The sequence below is a fragment of the Enterovirga aerilata genome (assembly GCF_013044135.1).
Lineage (GTDB): Bacteria > Pseudomonadota > Alphaproteobacteria > Rhizobiales > Beijerinckiaceae > Enterovirga > Enterovirga aerilata.
Window position 1 is genome coordinate 406448 of record NZ_JABEPP010000003.1, and the last position, 17836, is coordinate 424283.

At 70.3% G+C, this 17836-nt stretch carries 19 protein-coding genes; 4 read left to right on the forward strand and 15 right to left on the reverse strand.

Annotated features, from left to right (window positions below; translation table 11 throughout):
* The first annotated feature begins 105 nt into the window (after positions 1-105).
* From ggt to HJG44_RS12055, 4 genes are all read left to right on the forward strand, one after another.
* Positions 106-1863 carry a gamma-glutamyltransferase gene (ggt, locus tag HJG44_RS12040; protein WP_171218605.1) on the forward strand — a complete coding sequence of 586 codons (1758 nt, stop codon included), beginning with the start codon at positions 106-108 and terminating at the stop codon, positions 1861-1863.
* A 14-nt stretch (positions 1864-1877) separates the two neighbouring features.
* Positions 1878-2471: a LemA family protein gene (locus HJG44_RS12045; protein ID WP_171218606.1), complete on the forward strand. Its 594-nt coding sequence runs from the start codon at positions 1878-1880 to the stop codon at positions 2469-2471.
* A gap of 109 nt (positions 2472-2580) precedes the next feature.
* Positions 2581-3372 carry a TPM domain-containing protein gene (locus HJG44_RS12050; protein WP_210261115.1) on the forward strand — a complete coding sequence of 264 codons (792 nt, stop codon included), beginning with the start codon at positions 2581-2583 and terminating at the stop codon, positions 3370-3372.
* A 1-nt stretch (position 3373) separates the two neighbouring features.
* Positions 3374-3982 (forward strand): TPM domain-containing protein, encoded by a 609-nt coding sequence (locus HJG44_RS12055; RefSeq protein ID WP_171218607.1) that lies wholly within the window; start codon positions 3374-3376, stop codon positions 3980-3982.
* Here HJG44_RS12055 and HJG44_RS12060 read toward each other — a convergent pair.
* The 15 genes from HJG44_RS12060 to HJG44_RS12130 form a co-directional block, all read right to left on the reverse strand.
* Complete coding sequence (locus HJG44_RS12060; protein WP_171218608.1) at positions 3956-4930, reverse strand: lipid A biosynthesis lauroyl acyltransferase; 975 nt, start codon at positions 4928-4930, stop codon at positions 3956-3958. The two genes, HJG44_RS12055 and HJG44_RS12060, sit on opposite strands and share 27 nt — an antisense overlap.
* 3 nt (positions 4931-4933) lie before the next feature.
* A complete protein-coding gene (locus HJG44_RS12065) occupies positions 4934-6163 on the reverse strand; it encodes an oligosaccharide flippase family protein (RefSeq protein WP_171218609.1) in 1230 nt (409 codons plus the stop codon).
* 48 nt (positions 6164-6211) lie between these two features.
* Positions 6212-7234 carry a zinc-binding dehydrogenase gene (locus HJG44_RS12070; protein ID WP_171218610.1) on the reverse strand — a complete coding sequence of 341 codons (1023 nt, stop codon included), beginning with the start codon at positions 7232-7234 and terminating at the stop codon, positions 6212-6214.
* Positions 7231-7530, reverse strand: a complete 300-nt coding sequence (locus tag HJG44_RS24405) for a type II toxin-antitoxin system RelE/ParE family toxin (RefSeq protein ID WP_171218611.1) — start codon at positions 7528-7530, stop codon at positions 7231-7233. Before HJG44_RS24405 ends, HJG44_RS12070 begins: the two co-directional genes overlap by 4 nt.
* Entirely contained in the window at positions 7527-7784 is a 258-nt protein-coding gene (locus HJG44_RS12080; RefSeq protein ID WP_171218612.1) for a CopG family ribbon-helix-helix protein, read from the reverse strand. Before HJG44_RS12080 ends, HJG44_RS24405 begins: the two co-directional genes overlap by 4 nt.
* Before the next feature lie 151 nt (positions 7785-7935).
* Complete coding sequence (locus tag HJG44_RS12085) at positions 7936-8700, reverse strand: SDR family NAD(P)-dependent oxidoreductase (protein WP_171218613.1); 765 nt, start codon at positions 8698-8700, stop codon at positions 7936-7938.
* On the reverse strand, positions 8697-9983 hold the full coding sequence (locus HJG44_RS12090; protein WP_171218614.1) for a beta-ketoacyl-ACP synthase: 1287 nt from the start codon (positions 9981-9983) through the stop codon (positions 8697-8699). The genes HJG44_RS12085 and HJG44_RS12090 overlap by 4 nt, the downstream gene beginning before the upstream one ends.
* An 8-nt stretch (positions 9984-9991) precedes the next feature.
* Positions 9992-11125: a beta-ketoacyl-ACP synthase gene (locus tag HJG44_RS12095; RefSeq protein WP_171218615.1), complete on the reverse strand. Its 1134-nt coding sequence runs from the start codon at positions 11123-11125 to the stop codon at positions 9992-9994.
* Positions 11122-11586 (reverse strand): 3-hydroxyacyl-ACP dehydratase FabZ family protein, encoded by a 465-nt coding sequence (locus HJG44_RS12100; RefSeq protein WP_171218616.1) that lies wholly within the window; start codon positions 11584-11586, stop codon positions 11122-11124. Before HJG44_RS12100 ends, HJG44_RS12095 begins: the two co-directional genes overlap by 4 nt.
* Positions 11587-11658: 72 nt before the next feature.
* On the reverse strand, positions 11659-11940 hold the full coding sequence (locus HJG44_RS12105) for an acyl carrier protein (protein WP_171218617.1): 282 nt from the start codon (positions 11938-11940) through the stop codon (positions 11659-11661).
* Positions 11941-12035: 95 nt separating this feature from the next.
* A complete protein-coding gene (locus HJG44_RS12110) occupies positions 12036-12302 on the reverse strand; it encodes a hypothetical protein (protein ID WP_171218618.1) in 267 nt (88 codons plus the stop codon).
* Positions 12303-12433: 131 nt separating this feature from the next.
* Entirely contained in the window at positions 12434-13363 is a 930-nt protein-coding gene (kce, locus tag HJG44_RS12115) for a 3,5-dioxohexanoate:acetyl-CoA acetone transferase (protein WP_171218619.1), read from the reverse strand.
* A gap of 19 nt (positions 13364-13382) precedes the next feature.
* On the reverse strand, positions 13383-14312 hold the full coding sequence (locus HJG44_RS12120; RefSeq protein ID WP_171218620.1) for a 3-hydroxyacyl-CoA dehydrogenase: 930 nt from the start codon (positions 14310-14312) through the stop codon (positions 13383-13385).
* Positions 14313-14427: 115 nt separating this feature from the next.
* Positions 14428-16944 carry a branched-chain amino acid ABC transporter ATP-binding protein/permease gene (locus HJG44_RS12125; RefSeq protein WP_171218621.1) on the reverse strand — a complete coding sequence of 839 codons (2517 nt, stop codon included), beginning with the start codon at positions 16942-16944 and terminating at the stop codon, positions 14428-14430.
* 4 nt (positions 16945-16948) lie between these two features.
* The gene (locus HJG44_RS12130) at positions 16949-17824 is read right to left on the reverse strand and encodes an ABC transporter permease subunit (protein ID WP_171218622.1); all 876 of its coding nucleotides are present in this window, start codon (positions 17822-17824) and stop codon (positions 16949-16951) included.
* Between the last annotated feature and the right edge of the window lie 12 nt (positions 17825-17836).

Sequence of the window (17836 nt, forward strand, 5' to 3'; positions counted from 1 at the left end):
CCTCCGTTCGGCGGCGCCCCCGGCGCGGCTTCCAGCCGGACGGTGCGGGCCTTAAAGGACGGCTCGGGGCCGGTCCAGGTTCGGACTGCCGCAGAGGGAAGATGCATGCGCGAGGTGCTGAGCAGGCTGGTCCTCGCGCTGTCGCTCGGGGCCGCCGCCGGCGCGGCCGTCGCCCAGGAGGCTCCGCCCGGCATGCCGGCGAACGAGCCGGCCGCGATCCTGTCGGACCGGGCGCGCTTCCTGCCGGCGGTCGCGCGGAACGGGATGGTCGCCTCGCAGGAGGCGAAGGCGACGCGGATCGGCGTCGACATCCTGCGCCGGGGCGGCAACGCCGTCGACGCCGCGGTGGCCGTCGGCTTCGCGCTCGCGGTGACGCTGCCCCGCGCCGGCAATCTCGGCGGCGGCGGCTTCATGCTGGTGCATCTAGCGGCGCGGAACGAGACGGTCGCGATCGATTATCGCGAGACCGCGCCCGCGGCCGCCACGCGCGACATGTTTCTGGGACCCGGCGGCGAGCCGGATCCGAGGAAGTCCCGCGACAGCGGGCTTGCGGTCGGCGTTCCGGGCACGGTGGCAGGGCTCGCGCTGGCGCACCGGCACTACGGGTCAGGGCGCTTCGCGCTGGCGGAGCTGATCGCCCCGGCCGAGCGTCTCGCGCGCGAGGGCTTTGCGGTCGAGGACGATCTTGCCGATTCGCTCCCGGGTGCGGCCGGGCGCCTCGGCCGCTTCCCGTTGACGCGGGCGGTCTTCTTCGACGGCGACCGCCCGCTCGGGCGCGGCCAGCGGCTGGCCCAGCCCGATCTGGCGGATACGCTCGGCGCGATCGCGAGGGAGGGGCCGGACGCCTTCTACAAGGGGCAGACCGCGACGCGGCTTGCCGCCGCCGTCCGGGAGGCGGGCGGCGTGATGACGCCGGAGGACCTCGCCCGCTACCGGCCCCTGGTCCGGGAGCCGCTCCGGGGCACCTATCGCGGCCACGAGATCGTCTCCATGCCGCCTCCGAGCTCGGGTGGGGTCCATCTGATCCAGATCCTGAACATGCTGGAGGGCTACGATCTGGCGGCGCTCGGGGCCGGCAGCGCCGATGGGATCCACCTCATGGCAGAGGCCATGAAGCCGGCCTATGCCGACCGCGCCGCCTGGCTCGGCGACCCCGACCGCGTGAAGGTCCCGGTCGCCGGCCTGGTCTCGAAGGAATATGCGGCCAAGCTCCGGGCGCGCATCGATCCCGCCCGGGCGCGCCCCGCGGACGAGATCGCGGCCGGCGATCCGCTGGCCCACGAGCCGGACCAGACCACGCATTACTCCGTCGTCGACCGGGACGGGAACGCGGTCTCGAACACCTATACCTTGAACTTCTCCTACGGCCTGGGGCTCGTGGCCGCCGGAACCGGCGTCCTGCTGAACAACGAGATGGACGATTTCGCTGCCAGGCCCGGCGCGACGAACGCCTATGGGCTCGTGGGCGGGGAGGCGAACAGCGTCGCCCCGGGAGCACGGCCGCTTTCGTCCATGGCGCCGACCTTTGTCTTCCGCGACGGCAGGCTCGTCATGGCGACCGGGAGCCCGGGCGGCAGCCGCATCATCACGACCGTGCTTCAGGTGATCCTTGGATACCTGGATTTCGACCTAAATATAGCCGAGGCGGTCGCCGCGCCGCGGATCCACCACCAATGGCGGCCTGACCGCCTGCTCGTCGAAACCGGGCTGTCGCCGGATACGTTGCGTCTCCTGCGTGACAGGGGACACCGGGTCGCCATCGGGTCGACCTCGGGCTCGGCGAGCTCGATCGTCGTCACGCGCGAGGGTCTTGCCGGCGCGGCCGATCCGCGCCAGCGCGGTACGCTGGCGGAAGGCTTCTGACGGAAGGGAAGAATATGGTTGGAACGGGTCTTCGCATCGGTCTCCTTGCCGGTCTCCTCAGTCTGGTGCTCGCCGGCTGCGGCATCAACAACGTGCCGACGCTCGAAGAACGCGCGAAGGCCGCCTGGGCGGAGGTGCAGAACCAGTACCAGCGCCGGGCCGACCTCATCCCGAATCTCGTCGAGACCGTGAAGGGCTACGCCCAGCAGGAGCGCGAGGTGCTGACCCAGGTCATCGAGGCGCGTGCCAAGGCGACCAGCGTGCGGGTGGATGCCTCCACGATCACCGACCCGGCGAAGTTCAGGGAGTTCCAGGAGGCCCAGAACCAGCTCTCGGGCGCACTGGGGCGGCTGCTTGCTACCGTGGAGAACTATCCGGATCTGAAGTCCAACCAGAACTTCCTGGCCCTGCAGTCGCAGCTCGAAGGGACGGAGAACCGCATCGCGGTCGCGCGGCGCGACTACATCCAGACCGTCCAGGCCTACAACACGGAGCTGCGCACGATCCCCGGGCGCTGGATCGCGGCCATCCTCTATCCGGACGCCAAGCCCATGGAGGTCTTCACGGCGACCCAGGGATCCGACCGCCCGCCGCAGGTGAAGTTCTGACGGGACCCCTTGCGCGCCCTCGGGACGGCCGTGGGCGGGCCCGCGGGCTTCCTGGAATGACGAAAGCTGCGACCCGGGTCTTCTGGTGCTGATCAGCTCGACATGCGTGCTGCCGAGCGGCGCCGCGCGGCGGCGCGGGCCGAAGCACGCGCTCTTCATCCTGCTTGCCCTGTGCGCACTGCTCGGGCCGGCTCTCGCCCAGAGCTTTCCCCCGCTCGCCGGCCGCGTCGTCGATGCCGCGAACCTGCTCGGCGCCGAGCAGCGCCGGGCCCTCGAGGCGAAGCTGAAGGCGCATGAGGACAGGACCACGGACCAGGTCGTGGTCGCCACCGTGCCGTCGCTCGGCGGGACCAGCATCGAGGACTTCGCCAACCGCCTCTTCCGCCACTGGCAGCTCGGCCAGAAGGCGAGGAACAACGGCGTGCTGCTCCTCGTCGCGCCGAACGAGCGCAAGGTGCGCATCGAGGTCGGCTACGGCCTCGAAGGCGCGCTGACGGACGCGCTCTCGGGCGTCATCATCCGGACCGCGATGGCGCCCCGCTTCAGGGCGGGCGATTTCGCAGGCGGCATCGACGCGGGCGTGGACGCCGTGCTCAGCATCCTGACCGGGGATGCGGAGGAATGGCAGCGACGGGCCAAGGTCCGCGCGGACGATCACGGCGAGCTCGACTGGTTCACGGTCGCCTTCATGCTCGTGATCCTCATCATCGTCATACGGGCGTTCTTCCGGAACGGCGGGGGGCCGAGCCGCTACCACCGGAGCCGCGGCGGCTCGTGGGTGATCCTGCCGACGCCGGGCGGAGGCTGGGGCGGCGGGTTCTCGGGAGGAGGAGGCTTCGGCGGAGGCTTCTTCGGCGGAGGCGGCTCGTCGGGCGGCGGCGGCGCCTCGGGGTCATGGTGACATGCTGAGCGGCGACGAGCGTCTGCGGGTGGAGACGGCGATACGCGAGGCCGAGCGGGGCACCGCGGGCGAGATCGTCGTCGTGATCGCCCGGCAGTCGAGCGGCTACCGAGCCATTCCCTTCCTCTACGCGCTGATCGCGGCGCTGCTCGCGCCATGGCCGCTCATCCTGTGGACCGAGCTCGGCCCGGTGCGCATCTTCGCCGCGCAGCTCGGGGTCGCCATCCTGGTCCTGGCGCTCGGGGTATGGAGGCCGCTGCGGCTCCGCCTCGTCCCGGGCGCGATCAAGCGCGCGCGGGCCCGGGAGGCCGCCCAGCACGAATTCGTGAGCCGCGGCATGGCCGATACGCGAGGCCGCACCGGCGTGCTGCTCTACGTCTCCGCCGCCGAGCATCATGCGGAGGTGATCGGCGACGTGGCGATTTCCGGCCGTGTGCCGGAAGAGGAGTGGCGCGCCGTGATCGAGAGCCTCGTCGCGGCTTTCGCCCGCGGCGCCCGCGTCGAGGGCCTGACGCAAGCGGTCCGCGCCATCGGGGCGATCCTATCCCGCCATGCGCCGCCCGAGGTCGGCGATCGCGACGAGCTATCGAACCGGGTGGTGCTGCTGTGAGGCGGCCGCCTGGGCCGGGGTCGAGGCCGGCACCCTCCAGCGCCGGTGCATCCAGAGCCATTGCTCGGGGGTCTCGCGCACCCAGCGCTCGACGACGGCGGTCATGGCCTGGGTCGCGCCCGCGACGTCGATCCGGCCCTCCGCGTCGCGCGGAAGGTCGAGCGGCGGCGTGAGCTCGATCCGGAAGCGGTGGCCCTGGAGCCGGATCACCCTCACGCCGTGGACGGGGCAGTCGTGGTGCCGTGCGAGCTTGGCGAGGAGCGGATTGGTCAGGGCCGGCCGTCCCATGAAGGACGTCACCACGCCGCGGGTGAAATGCTGGTCGATGAGCTGGCCGAGATGGCCGCCGCGCTCCAGCACGGCGGCGATCGCGAAGGCTGCCCCCCCGCCTGAGGACGCGGTCAGTCCGCCCATCGTGCCCGACCGCACCTCGTACACGAGCCGCGCCGCGGCCGGATCGTTCGGAGGCCGGAACACGGCGGTGGCGTCCAGGCCGAAGCGCGCCGCGCAGATCGCGGGAAGCTCCCAGTTGCCGAGATGTGCCGAGAAGACGATGCCCGGGAGGCCGTCGTCGCGGAGCTTGAGGAAGTGCTCGATGCCGACCACGTCCACACGGCCGGGCGTCGAAGCCTCGGGATCGTAGTCGAACAGCCGGTCGAGATGGGCGTATTCGGCCCCGGTGCGGCCGAGATTGGCCCATGCGCTGCGGGCGATGGCGCGTCGTTCGGCCTCCGACTTCTCCGGATAGACCGCCCTGAGATTCGCCAGAGCGATCCGGTGCTGCGGCAGCAGCGGTCCCACCGTTCGGACCAGCCAGGCGCCGAGATCGCTGGAGCGGTCCGGGCCGATGAGGCGCGCGAAGGCGAAGAGGCTCCGCACCGCGCCGGCCACGACGGCTCCGAGAAACCGTGCCTTCGCCGCGCGCAATACGGTTGTGAGAGGAGCCATGGGTCAGGGTTTCGAAACGGCGGCCGGGCGACGCAGCTCGACGAGGGAGAACGCCCAGCCGAGGACGACGAGCGCCGTGAAGCCCGCGAGGTTGGAGAGAATGGCCCCGCTTACGCCAAGTCGCGGAACCGCAACAAGCGCGACAGCCAGCGCGATGCCGCAGGCTGCGAGGCTGGGAAACGCGATCGGGACGGCACGGCCGCGGGAGAACAGGATGGGCTGGCACATCTGGTAGAGCGTCGCGAGAACCACGGATATGAGCAGGACACGGAGCGCCGAAGCCGATGGGCCGAAGCTCGGCCCGAAGGTCAGGGCGATGAATTCGGGCGCGACCGCCGCCGCAATCGCGCAGGTCGAGGCCGAGAAGGCCAGGACCGAGGCGCCGCCGCGCATCCGCGTGCTCCTGCTGAACCAGCCGTGCCGTCCGACATGGGTGATGAGGACGCCGCCGAAGGCCGCCGGCCCGACCAGCGCGGCTTCCTGGATCGTCAGCGCGACGCTGTAGAGGCCGGTTTCGTCGAGCGGCGCATGGGATCCGAGCACGATCAGCCCGATCCGGGGTACCGCGAAGATGGCGAGCGAGGCGATCCAGCCGGCACCCAGCAGCGCCGTGATCCGATGCACGAGCTCGAGGCTGGGCTTCGGGCTGTCGATCCTGGGGCCCAGGCAGGCGAGCGCGAGAACGAGCTCCAGCACGGCCGTGAAGACGAAGACGGCGATCGCCGTCGACAGGTCGAGCCGGCCCTGGAGCCAGTAATAGAGGAGGAACGCGACCTGGATGATCCGCGGCCAGACGTGGACGGCCAGCACCGGCAGGACCCGCGCCTCGATCTGGAGAAGGGTGGTGAGGGCAAGGGTCGTCGCGGTGACCGGGACGCAGAGCCAGGCGAGAAGGAGATGCGGCCTCGCCTCCGGCCCGATATGTCCGTCCAGCAGCACATAGGCTGCGAGCGGCAGCGTGAGGAGCGAGCCCGCGAGCGACAGGAGCACGAGCGTCGCGGGAAGGCGCCGCGGCGCCGAGAGCGCCACCGAACGCACGACGGCCGGAGGTGCGATCAGGGCGATCTGGATCGCTATGCCGACGAGCGTCACGAGCCAGGCATAGACCGCGCGACCCTCCGGACCGAGCGCGCGGGCCACCAGGATCGTCCCGAGCAGGCTGATGCCGAGCCCGGTGAACTGCGCGACGGTGAGGAAGGCGGTCTGGCGGGCGACTCGCCCAACATGCGACATGCCCCGGCTGTAGCCCAGGAACGCCGCGGTGGCACGGCTTGGGGCACCTCAGAGGGTCGCGATCACCTTGCCGAAGACCCGGCGGGATTCGAGCTTCTCCAGGCCGCGCGCGAAATCCGCAATCGGCAGGACCTCGTCGAGCACCGGCGTGAGCCCGCCCGCCATCTTGGCGAGCGAATCCGTGATGTTGGCCATCCGGCAGCCGAAGGAGCCCGTGATCCGATATTGCTGCTGGAAGAGCTGCATCAGGTTCATGGAAGTGGACACGCCCGAGGTCGAGCCGCAGGTCACGAGCCGGCCGCCGCGCTTCAGGCAGAGGAGGGAGCCGTTCCAGGTCCCGGCACCCACATGCTCGAAGACGACATCGACGCCGCGCCGCTTCGTCAGCCGCCTGACCTCGCCCTCGAACCGCTCCGACCGATAGTTGATGACGTGGTCGGCTCCGAGCCCGCGCGCCCTGTCGGCCTTCGCATCGTCGCCGACCGTCGTGAACACCGTGCAGCCGATCGCCTTCGCCATCCGGATCGCGGCCGTGCCGATGCCGGATCCCCCGGCATGGACGAGGATCGATTCGCCGGGCTCGAGCCGGGCGTTGTCGAACAGCATGTGCTGCACCGTACCGTACGCGATGGGCGCGCAGGCCGCGTCCTCGAACGAGACGCCGTCCGGAACGGGCAGGACCAGTCGGGCGGGCATGTTGACGAACTCGCGCGAGAATCCGTCGAGGTGGAAGCCCATGATGCCGCCCACCTCCTCGCAGAGGTTGTCGCGCCCCTCCCGGCAGGCGCGGCAGCGGCCGCAGGTCATGGCGCCGTACATGACGACCCGCTGACCGGGGACGAGCGCCGAAACACCTTGGCCGACGGACGCGATCTCGCCCGAGGCTTCGGCGCCTACTACCACGGGCAGCTTGCGGCGCGCGAAGGCCATACCGCGAAAGCCCCACACATCGATGTGATTGAGCCCGACCGCGCGCACCCGGATCTGCACCTCGCCGGGCCCGGGCGGGGGAGGGGGCTCGACCTCGCCGAGCCGGAGGTCGCGGTCGCCGAAGAGCTGGAGGGCTTTCATGTGATGGGCCGGCCTGGCGAAGTGGGACGTTGCTGACGCTCGTGAAACAGAGCGAGAATCAGCACCTCGTCTCGTTCCACCTGATAGATGATGATGTAGCGGGTTCCCGATACGACGAGTTCCCGGACATCGCGTTGCGGCATCGGCCGTCCGATATGCGGCGTTCGTGCAAGCCGTCCTGCAGCCTCTTCGATCCGACGTACGATGCGGGCGGCGGCTTTGCGATCCGCTTGCTGGAGGTAGGTCTCAGCCGCACGAAGTTGCCGTAGCGCCGGAGAGGTCCACCGGACCTTCACGCCCGGTATTTCGAGAAGACGGCTTCCACCTCCTCGTCGGCGGCGAAATCGCCCTTCTCAGCCGCCGCGAGGCCCTCATCGATCAACGCGAGCTGCCAGTCCTCGAAGTGGCGGCCTTCCGAATCCACAGACGAGACCAGGTCAGCCACGGCCATCTGGACGACGTGCTCGCGAGTCGTGCCGCGCTCGGCAGCCAAGGCCTCCAAGCGGGCAAGTACGGTCTCGTCGATCTGGACGGTTAGCGCCGCAGACATGGGGTCATCCCGAGGTTCATTCGCGGAAGGAGCCGCTTCTCGCTTCGCGACCCGGCCGTAGATATTCCGGTGTCGCACCCTCGTCCACCTGCAGAGGCGCTCGGTCCGGTCATCGCAGCAGGGATCTCGTTCCGGGGCCTCGATCCGCCTGTCACCGATGCACGCCCAGCATGGCCGTGAGCCCGCCATCGACCGGCAGCACGGCCCCGGTGATATAGGAAGCCGGGGGAGACAGGAGGAAGGCGACGAGCCCCGCGATCTCCTCCGCCCGGGCGAAGCGGCCGGCCGGGATCTGCTTCTCCATCTGGGCGCGGTGGGCCGCGTAGCCCGCCATCATGTCCGTGTCGATGAAGCCCGGGGCGACGTAGTTCACGGTGATCCCGCGCTTCGCAGTCTCGATGGCGAGCGTTCGGCAATAGGAGAGGAGCGCGCCCTTCGAGGCGGCGTAAGCGGCGTTGCCGGCATTGGCCTGGAGCGCGGCGACCGAGCCGATCGCGACCACCCGGCCGGTACGGGCGCGCAGCATGCCCCGCATGGCCGCCTTGGCGAGGCGGGTCAGCGACCAGAAGTTCACCTGCATCGCTGCCTCGGCCTTGTCCTGGTCGAGCATCGCGGCGAGCGCGTCGTAGGGCTGGCCCGCATTGTGGACGAGGCCGAAGAGCGCCTCTGCTTCGATTCCGGTCGCGAAGGTCTCGACGGCGTCTCGATCGGCGAGATCAAGAGGATGCGCCGCGACCTCCACGGTCGGATGCCGCGCCTTCAGATCGTGCACGAGCGCCGCCGCCTCCGCGGCGGAGTTGCGGAAGGTAAAGCCCACGTCGAAGCCGGCTTCGGCAAGCGCGGTCACGATCGCGGCGCCGACGCCCCGGCCGCCGCCCGTCACGAGGACGCGGCGCCTCGGTTCAGCCTCGCTCATTTCGGCTCGGCCCCGAAGACCAGGCAGGTATTCTGGCCGCCGAAGCCGAAGGAATTCGACAGCACGAACCGCACGTCCGCGTCGCGCGCCGTGTTCGGGACGACGTCCAGCGGGATCGCAGGGTCGGGCACGGCGTAGTTGATGGTCGGCGGCAGGCGTCCCTTCGCGATCGTCAGCAGCGAGACGACCGCCTCGACGGCGCCCGCGGCGGTGAGCGTGTGCCCGATCATCGACTTGTTCGACGATATGGGAACGCTGCCCATGCGCTCGCCCATCACCTTCGTGCAGCCGAGCGCCTCCATCTTGTCGTTCTCGGGCGTGCCGGTGCCGTGCGCGTTCACGTAGTCGATGTCGTCCGGCGTGAGCCCGGCATCCTCGATCGCCTCGCGGATCGCCGCGACGATCGGCGTTCCGTCCGGGCTCGACCGCGTGCGGTGGAAGCCGTCCCCCTTCTCGCCGCAGCCGAGCACATAGCCGAGGATGCGGGCGCCGCGGGCACGGGCAGATGCGGCACTCTCCAGGACCAGGGCCGCCGCCCCTTCGCCCATGACGAAGCCGTCGCGGTTCTTCGAGAAGGGCTTCGCGGCGCCCTCCGGCGGCTCGTTCTGGGTGGAGAGCGCCGAGAGGAGCGAGAAGCGCACGAGGGATTCCGGGTTCACCGAGCCGTCGGTGCCGATGCAGAGCGCGGCCTCGGCCTCGCCGCGCCGGATCGCCTCGACGCCGAGCTGGATCGCAGTCGCGCCGGAGGAGCAGGCGGTCGAGAGCGATATGGGCGAGCCCAGTGTGCCGAACCGCTCCGCGATCCGGTCTGCAACCGTCCCGAACGTGAAGAGGTCGTGCCAGGGCGCGAAGCGGCCCGTCGCCGCGCCGGCGAGGAGCTGCGCATAGGTCACCTCGCCCGCGGGGTCTGACCCCGCTTCGGCGAGTGTCTGCCGCTGCGGCCATTCCACCTCGACGGGCGGCACGGCCACGAAGAGCGGGCCGGGGAACTCGTCCCGGCGCGGCAGGGCCGCCTGCGCCACCGCCTCTTCGGCGGCGAGCTCGGCCAGCCGTTCGGACAGCATCGGCGCGCATAAGGGTTCGACCGGCTCGAAATCGATCGTCCCGGCGATGCGCGTGCGGAGGTTCTCGGTCGGGAAGCGGGAGATGGCGTGGATGCCGGAGCGTCCGGCCGTCAGCGCGGACCAGTTCTCGGCCTGGCCGCGGCCGAGAGAGGTCACGATCCCCATGCCCGTCACGGCGACGAGCGGGCGCCCGGATCTGTCGGTGTCAGCCTGTGCCATGGGACGTTCTACTGCGCGCGCGCGAAGCGCACCAAGCCTTCGCCGCGGCGGTGGCCGACGGTGGTGGCGACCGCATCGGAGGCACGGCGCGAGGCGACCAGCGCCGCCGCGATTGCGGCTCCGACCGGCGCGACCGCCTCGAGCGGGTGCCCGAGAAGGTCGCCGGTGGCATGCAGCGGCACACCGGGCGCGAGCTGCGCAAGCGCCTCGCGCTCCTCTTCCGTGACGCCCGCGACGCCCGTCGCGCCCGAGAGCACCGTTGCGCCTTCCGGCACGGCAGCTCCGGTCCAGAGCTGGCGCAGGCTCGCGGGTACGGCGCCCGGCCCGCGGCGCGTGCGCGCCGCCTGCACTGGCAGGAGCTCCGCCTGGATCGCCGCGCCCCGGCGCTCGGCCTGGTCGCGCGCTTCGAGGACCAGGAACGCGGCGGCCGAGCCGAGGATGAGCCCGCCGCCCTCCGCAGGGCGGTCCCATACGGGGGCGAAAGGCCGTGTCCAGAGATAGCCGCCCAGTTCGAAGATGAGCAGCGAATCCCAGCGCTCGGCATTGTAGGAGCTGCCGACCAGCATCGCGTCCACCTGGCCCGAGGCGATCCGGGCCTGCGCGATCCGGAGCGCGTCGACGCCGCACATCTCCTCGCCCATGAAGGTCCGGGACGCGCCCGTGACGCCATGCACGATCGCGATATTGCCTGCGAGCAGGTTCGAGAGCTGGGCCAGGAACAGCGTGGGCCTGAGATCGCTCATCAGGCGTTCGTTGAGAAAGGCGCCCGGATCCGCCGCGTTCCTCAACCCCGTGAGGATCTGGCCGTCCACCGCGTAGTCGCGCTCGCCCCCTCCGGCCGCGACGATCATCTGCATGCGGGACTTGGCCTCGGCCTCGTCCTTCAGGCCCGCCGCCTCCAGCGCGAGTCCGGCCGTGTAGACGCCGAGCCGCTGCCAGGGCTCCATCTGGCGCTGGTCCGCCTTCTTGGCGATCTGGCGGTCCCATTCGATCGCCGGCATCGGATGGACGGGATAGGGGGCGAAGCGCTCGGCATCGATCCTCGGTCGGGGCGGGCCCGCGAGCGCCGCGAGATGCGTCTCGATCCCCTCGCCGAGGCTCGAGACGAGGCCGATCCCCGTGACGACGACGGGACGGGTCACGCCACGACCTCGATTGGCAGGCCGATGCGTCGGGCCTGATCCTTCATGCGCTCGCTCAGGCCGGCCGGGAACGGCATCGTGCGGAAGCGCAGCTCGGCATCCGCGATGCGCCTGGACCCAACCGCAATGCTGGCCCGGGTGGCCATGTAGCCCGAGCCCTCATGCTCCAGCCTCGCCTCGATCTCGAGCGTGGTCCCGGGTCCCACGAAGTCGCGGAACCGGGCGCGGTCCACGGCCATCAGGAAGGGCATCGCCACGTAACCGGTGAGCGCCAGGATGAGGTAGCCCGAGGCCTGCGCCATGGTCTCGGTCAGCAGCACGCCCGGGACGAGTGGGTGATCGGGGAAATGGCCCTCGAAGACCGGGCTCGCGCCCGGAACCGTCGATCGCGCCACGATCCGGCGGGCGTCCGGGTCGATCTCGGCGACCCGGTCGATCATCTCGAAATATTCGAGGCGCATGGGGAGAGGACCGGGCGGGAAGCGGGCCGGGCGAAAGCGGTCCTCTCGACGAGCGTCGGACCGCCGCCCGGATCAGGCCGCCTTGGCGGCGACGAGCGCGTCGATGCGCGAGACGAGATTGCGGATGACGAAATACTCCTCCGCCGGTGTCTTCCCCTCGTTCACCTCCTGCGTCCACTGCTCGAGCGGAAGCTTGATGCCGAACGCCTTGTCGATCGCGAAGGCGATGTCCAGGAAGGCGAGCGAGTCGATCCCGAGATCGTCGATCGCGTGGCTCTCGGGCGTGATCTTCTCGCGCGGGATGTCGGCGGTCTCGGAGATAATTCCCGCGACCGTCTCGAATGTGGACGACATGACTCGAATCTCTCGTGAGCCCTCGGCGCCGGGAGCGCGGGCTCGGGTGAGCGCGAGGGATTACACGACGGGTCTGCAGCGGGCAACCTGACCTGCTATGCAACCCCACGCGGCCCTGGCGGGCGCCGGTCGCATGAGCCTGCCGCGGCCGTGCGGGCGAAGATGCGGCCGAAGATCTCCGGCGTGCAATCGGAGCCCGGCCGCGGGGAGCCGAGGCGGTCCGATTGCGTCGTCGCCGAGCCGGTGCTGCCGGCCGACAATCCGAGATGGGCCAGCCGCACGGGCTCCGCCTCGGCGCCGACGAAGATGGCTCCGGCGATCAGGGCGATCTGCCCGGCGACGATGGTGGCTCTGCTCCTCATGGCCGCCCCTCCTCGAAGGACGACTGGACAGTCGCAAGGCCGCCGCCGCACCGATGTGCGTCCGCGCACGAGCCGTGCTGTAGCCGTGGCCGCATCGATGCGGAACCAACGCTCCGCCGCGGGGCCTGAGCCTAGAAGTTCACCCGGTCGCCGCCCTTGAGCTGCAGGATCTCGCGCGCCTCGTCGGGCGAGGCGATCTCGAGCCCGAGGCCCTCGATGATCTGGCGCGCGAGCTTGACCTGCTGCGCATTCGACTCGGCGAGCTTGCCCGGGCCGATCCAGAGCGAATCCTCGAGGCCCACGCGGACGTTGCCGCCCATCGCGGCCGCCATGGCGGCGATCGGGAGCTGGTTGCGCCCCGCGCCGAGCACCGACCAGCGGTACTGGTCGCCGAAGAGCCGGTCGGCCGTGCGCTTCATATGGGCGACGTCCTCGGGATGCGGCCCTATCCCGCCAAGGAGGCCGAACACGCTCTGCACGAAGAGCGGCGGCTTGATCACGCCGCGGTCGACGAAATGCGCCAGCGTGTAGAGATGGCCGATGTCGTAGCACTCGATCTCGAAGCGTGTGCCGTTCTCGGCACAGGTCGTCAGGATGTACTCGATATCCGCGAATGTATTGCGGAAGATGCGGTCGCGCGAGCCTTCGAGATACGGCTTCTCCCAGTCGAATTTGAACTCCTTGAAGCGGGACAGCATCGGGTAGAGGCCGAAATTCATCGAACCCATGTTGAGCGAGGCGACCTCGGGCGCGAAATGGGCGGCCGGCTTCACGCGCTCCTCGACGAGCATGGTCGGCGAGCCGCCGGTCGTGATGTTGATGACGGCGTCCGAGCGCTGCTTGATCACCTGCAGGAAGGGCGCGAAGGCCTCCGGCGACTGGTCCGGCTGGCCGGTCTGCGGGTTGCGTGCATGGAGGTGCACGATGGCCGCGCCCGCTTCGGCCGCGCCGATCGCGGCATCGGCGATCTCCTGCGGCGTGATCGGTAGGTGAGGGGACATCGTCGGCGTGTGGATCGCGCCGGTGACGGCGCAGGTGATGATGACTTTGCGGCTGGGCATGACGGTCCTCGTGTCCGGTTCAGGTCGGCTGGCTGCGCTTATGCGCCTTGAGCGCGGCGAGGCGGCGGTCCCGCCAGGCGCTCTTCCGCGCAAGCTCGTCCCGGCTCGGGGTGTCGCCCCACGCAGCCAGGATGCGGGCCACATTCTCGGCGTCCCAGACGGTCGGGGAGGGGGGATCGGCGCTGACCCGGCGGTAGAAGCCCGTGTAGCGGGCGCAATAATCCGGGATGCCGCCCGGCGCGTTCAGCTCGATCGTCTCGAAGGGGCCGAGGAAAGACCAGCGCAGCCCGAGGCCGTCCTTGATCGTCTTGTCCAGGTCCTGCGGGCTGACCACGCCCTCGCCGACCAGGCGGAAGGCCTCGGCAAGGAGGGCGCCCTGCAGGCGGTTCAGGACGAAGCCCTCCGCCTCCTTGTGGACGATGATCGGCACCTGCTCGACCGCCTCGTAGATCGCCTTGGCCCGCTCGATCACGGCCGGGTCCGTCCAAGGCGCCCCGCAGAGCTCGACGATCGGCACGAGATGCGGCGGGTTCACGGGATGCGCCACGAGGCAGCGCGCCCGTCCAGCTAGGTTCTCGGTGAAGAGCGAGGCCACGATCGCGGAGGTCGACGAGGCCAGGATCGTATCGGGGCGCGTCAGCCGGTCGAGTTCGGCGAAGAGCAGGCGCTTCATCGGCAGCGTCTCGGGCCCGTTCTCCTGGACGAGGTCGACGTCGCGCACGGCCTCCTCCAGCGAGCCCGCGACCGTCACCCGCGACGCGGCCGCTTCCGGGTCCGCGACGAGGCCGTGCCCGGCGAGGTCTTCGAGCCCCTGCCGGACGAGCGCCGGGGCGGCCTCCAAGGTGTCTCGGTGCGTGTCGGCGAGGCGGACGTCCCAGCCAGCCCGGGCGAAGACGACGGCCCAGGCACGGCCGATCAGGCCCGATCCGACGATGGCGACTGTGCTCATGCGCGTCCTTTCTTGATCCGGCCGTCCTCCTCGGGCTTGACCCGAGGATCGAGAAAGGTTCGCGCGAGGCCGCCGGATGGTCGGGTCGAGCCCGACCATGACAAGGGGACAGGCCTCACAGCCACAGAACCTTCCGTCTCAGCGCCAGATCGTCCCGAAGCGCCAGCGATGGTCCGACATGGATCACCCGGCCGCGCTCCAGCGCGACGGTTCTGTCGGACAAAGCGAGCGCGAGGTCGAGATGGTGATCGACGATGATGATGGATATCTCGTGCCGCAGCCGGTCGAAGCTCTCGAAGAGCTGCTCCACCACGGCGGGCGCCAGCCCCTCGAACGGCTCGTCGAGGAGCAGCACGCGCACGTCGCCGGACAGCGCGCGGGCCACCGCCACCATCTGCTGCTCGCCGCCCGAAAGGAGATCCGACGGCGTGTCGAGCCGCTCGCGGATGCGCGGGAAGTAGTCGAAGATGCGCTCGATGTCCCAGTGGACCCCGTGGCCCGTGAGCCGGCGCAGGCGTCCCAGTTCGAGATTCTGCTTCACGGTCATTCCGGCAAAGAGACCGCGCCCTTGCGGCACGTAGCCGATGCCGAGCCGGCCGATCTCGGCGGAGGACAGGCCCGCGAGCTCCTGCCCGGCGAGTCGGATCGATCCGGACGAAGGCGGTGCGATCCCCATCAGGGTCTTGAGCAGGGTCGACTTGCCCGCTCCGTTCCGGCCGAGCAGCGCCAGGATCTCGTGTCGGTGCAGGTCGAAGGAGACGTCCGCCAGGATGTGGCTCTTGCCGTAGAAGGTATCGACCCCGGACACCCCGAGCAGCGTCTCGCTCTCGGCGGCGCTCTCGCGCGGGCGCGCCGCCACGGCCGCGGCACCGGATCCGATATAGACCTCCTGCACCTTGGGGCTCGAGCGCGCGTCTTCGACCGTGCCGTCGACGAGGACCCGGCCCTCGTTCATGACCGTGACCGCATCCGCGATCTGGAAGACGCGGTCGATGTCGTGCTCGACGAGCAGCACAGGTAGGTCGGCCGAGATGCGCTTGATGATGTCGCCGATCCGCTGGCGCTCGGCCGCCGAGAGGCCGGCGAGCGGCTCGTCCAGGAGGAGCACCCGCGGCTTCGTCGCGAGCGCGAGCCCCATGTCGAGGAGGCGCTGGCCGCCATAGGAGAGGGCGCCGGCCTCGGCCTCCTCCATGCCGGCAACTCCGAGATAGCGGGCGAGGGCGGCGGCCTCGGCTTCCACGTCCCCGAGCCCGCGTGCCGCCGTCCATGGGTCGAAGCGGCGCGCATGGCGGGCCTGGATCGCGAGGCGGAGGTTCTCGCCGACGCTGAGGCCGGGGAACAGGTTGGTGATCTGGAAGGAGCGGCCGATCCCGGCCTGCGTGATCCGCTCCGGCGAGAGCCCCGCGACCGAGCGGCCGGCGAGGAGCACGTCGCCGGAATCGGGCTTGTAGAGGCCGGAGATCAGGTTGAAGGCCGTCGTCTTGCCGGCGCCGTTCGGGCCGATGAGCGCGTGCAGCGACCGGTCCCGCACACGGATCGTGACGTCCTGCACCGCTTTCAGCCCGCCGAAGCTCTTCGAGATGCCGCGCGCCTCCAGGATCGTGCCGGTCACGTGGTCCTGCGGCAGGAGGAAGGACGGCAGCGGCTCGTCGGACAGGGTGCGGGCGGCCATTGCGGCCTCGCCCGCGGGCACCTTGCGGAACGGCGCGAGGAGGCGGCCCGCGACGCCTACGAGGCCCGTCGGCGAGAACACGATGAAGCCGATGAAGAGGAGCCCGAACCAGAACAGCCAATGCGGCGTCCAGATCGACAGGAACTCGCGGAACAGGATGTAGAACAGGGCCCCCAGCGCGGGGCCGAGGAAGCTCCGCATCCCGCCGATCACGACCATGGCGATGAGCTCGCCCGAGAAGGCGACGGAGAGCGGGTCGGCGGAGGCGAAGCGGTGGTTGAAGACGGACAGCATGCCGGCCGTGCCGACCACCGTCGCCGAGACCACGAAGCCGAGGAGCTTGTAGCGGTTCGTCGGATAGCCGATGAAGCGGGCGCGCTGCTCGTTCTCGCGGATCGCCACGAGGACGCTGCCGACGGGCGAGGCGTGGAAGCGCGAGAGAACGAAGCAGACGACGAAGCCGATCGCGGCGACCACCCAGTAATAGGTCCAGTCCGCCCCCAGATCGAGCCCGAGCAGCGGCGGGCGCCGGATGCCGCCGAGCCCGCTCTCGCCGCCCGTGAACGCCGTCCAGCGATAGGCGATCGCGAAGAGCATCGCGGTGAGCGCGAGCGTCAGCAGCGAGAAATAGACACCGCGGCGCCGGAGGATCAACGCGCCGAGAAGAGCGGAAGCCGCGGCCGTGAAGAGCAGCGCGAGCACGGCCGGCAGGACGATGCCGTCCGGAAACCAGTGCAGCTGGGAGAGCGCCGCCGCGTAGGCGCCGAGCCCGAACCATGCGCCATGCCCGAAGGAGACGAGGCCGGTATGGCCGACGAGCACGTTCAGCCCGAGGCAGGCGATCGCCATGACCACCACGTCGATCGAGGAGCGCAGCGGCAGGCCGACGAGGTCGAGGGCGAAGGGGAGGAGGGCGAGCGAGAGCGCCGCGATGGCGAGCGGCCGCAGGTCGGAGCGCATCGGCCTACTCGAACCTCTGGATGCGCTCGCCCAGGAGGCCGCGCGGTCGCAGCAGGAGGACGAGCGCCATCAGCAGATACATCGAGGCCTCGCCCGCCGGCGGGAAGAAATAGATCGTGAGCCCGCGCACCACGCCGACCAGTGCGGCGGCCGCGATCACGCCCCAGAAGGAGCCGAGGCCGCCGATCACCACGACCACGAAGGCGGCGGTCAGGATCTCCGCCCCCATGGCGGGATGGACGCCGGAGATCGGCGCGAGCAGCACGCCGGCGAGGCCCGCAAGCCCGATCCCGAGCGCCGCGATCGCCGTCATGTAGGGCGCGAGCGAGATGCCGAGCGCACCCACCATCTCGGGGTTCTGCACGCCGGCTCGGACGACCCGGCCGAAGGAGGTGCGGTAGACGACCGCCCAGGTCGCCGCGACGGCGGCCAGCGCCACCCCGAGGATCATCAGGCGGTAGCGGGGATAGATGAAGTCGCCGAGGAGCACCTGGCCGCGCAGCTCGCGGGGAATCGAGAAGGGAAGGGGAGCCGCCCCGAACGTCATGCGCAGGCTCTGCTCGATGACCATCGCGAGCCCGAAGGTGAGGAGGAGCGAGAGGATCGGGTCCGACCGATAGAAGCGCTGGAAGAGGAGGCGCTCGACGATCACGCCGATCGCGGCGACGAGGAGCGGCGAGGCCACGAAGGCGCCCGCAAAGCCGATCCGCGGCGCGAGCGTCACGGCCAGATAGGCGCCGATCGCGTAGAAGGCCCCGTGCGCCAGGTTAACGATGCCGCCGAGCGAGAAGATCAGCGACAGCCCGAGTGCGATGAGCAGGTAATAGGCCCCGACAAGGAGGCCGTTCAGCACCTGCTCGAGAAGGAAGAGGAGTTGCACCTGAAGGAACCT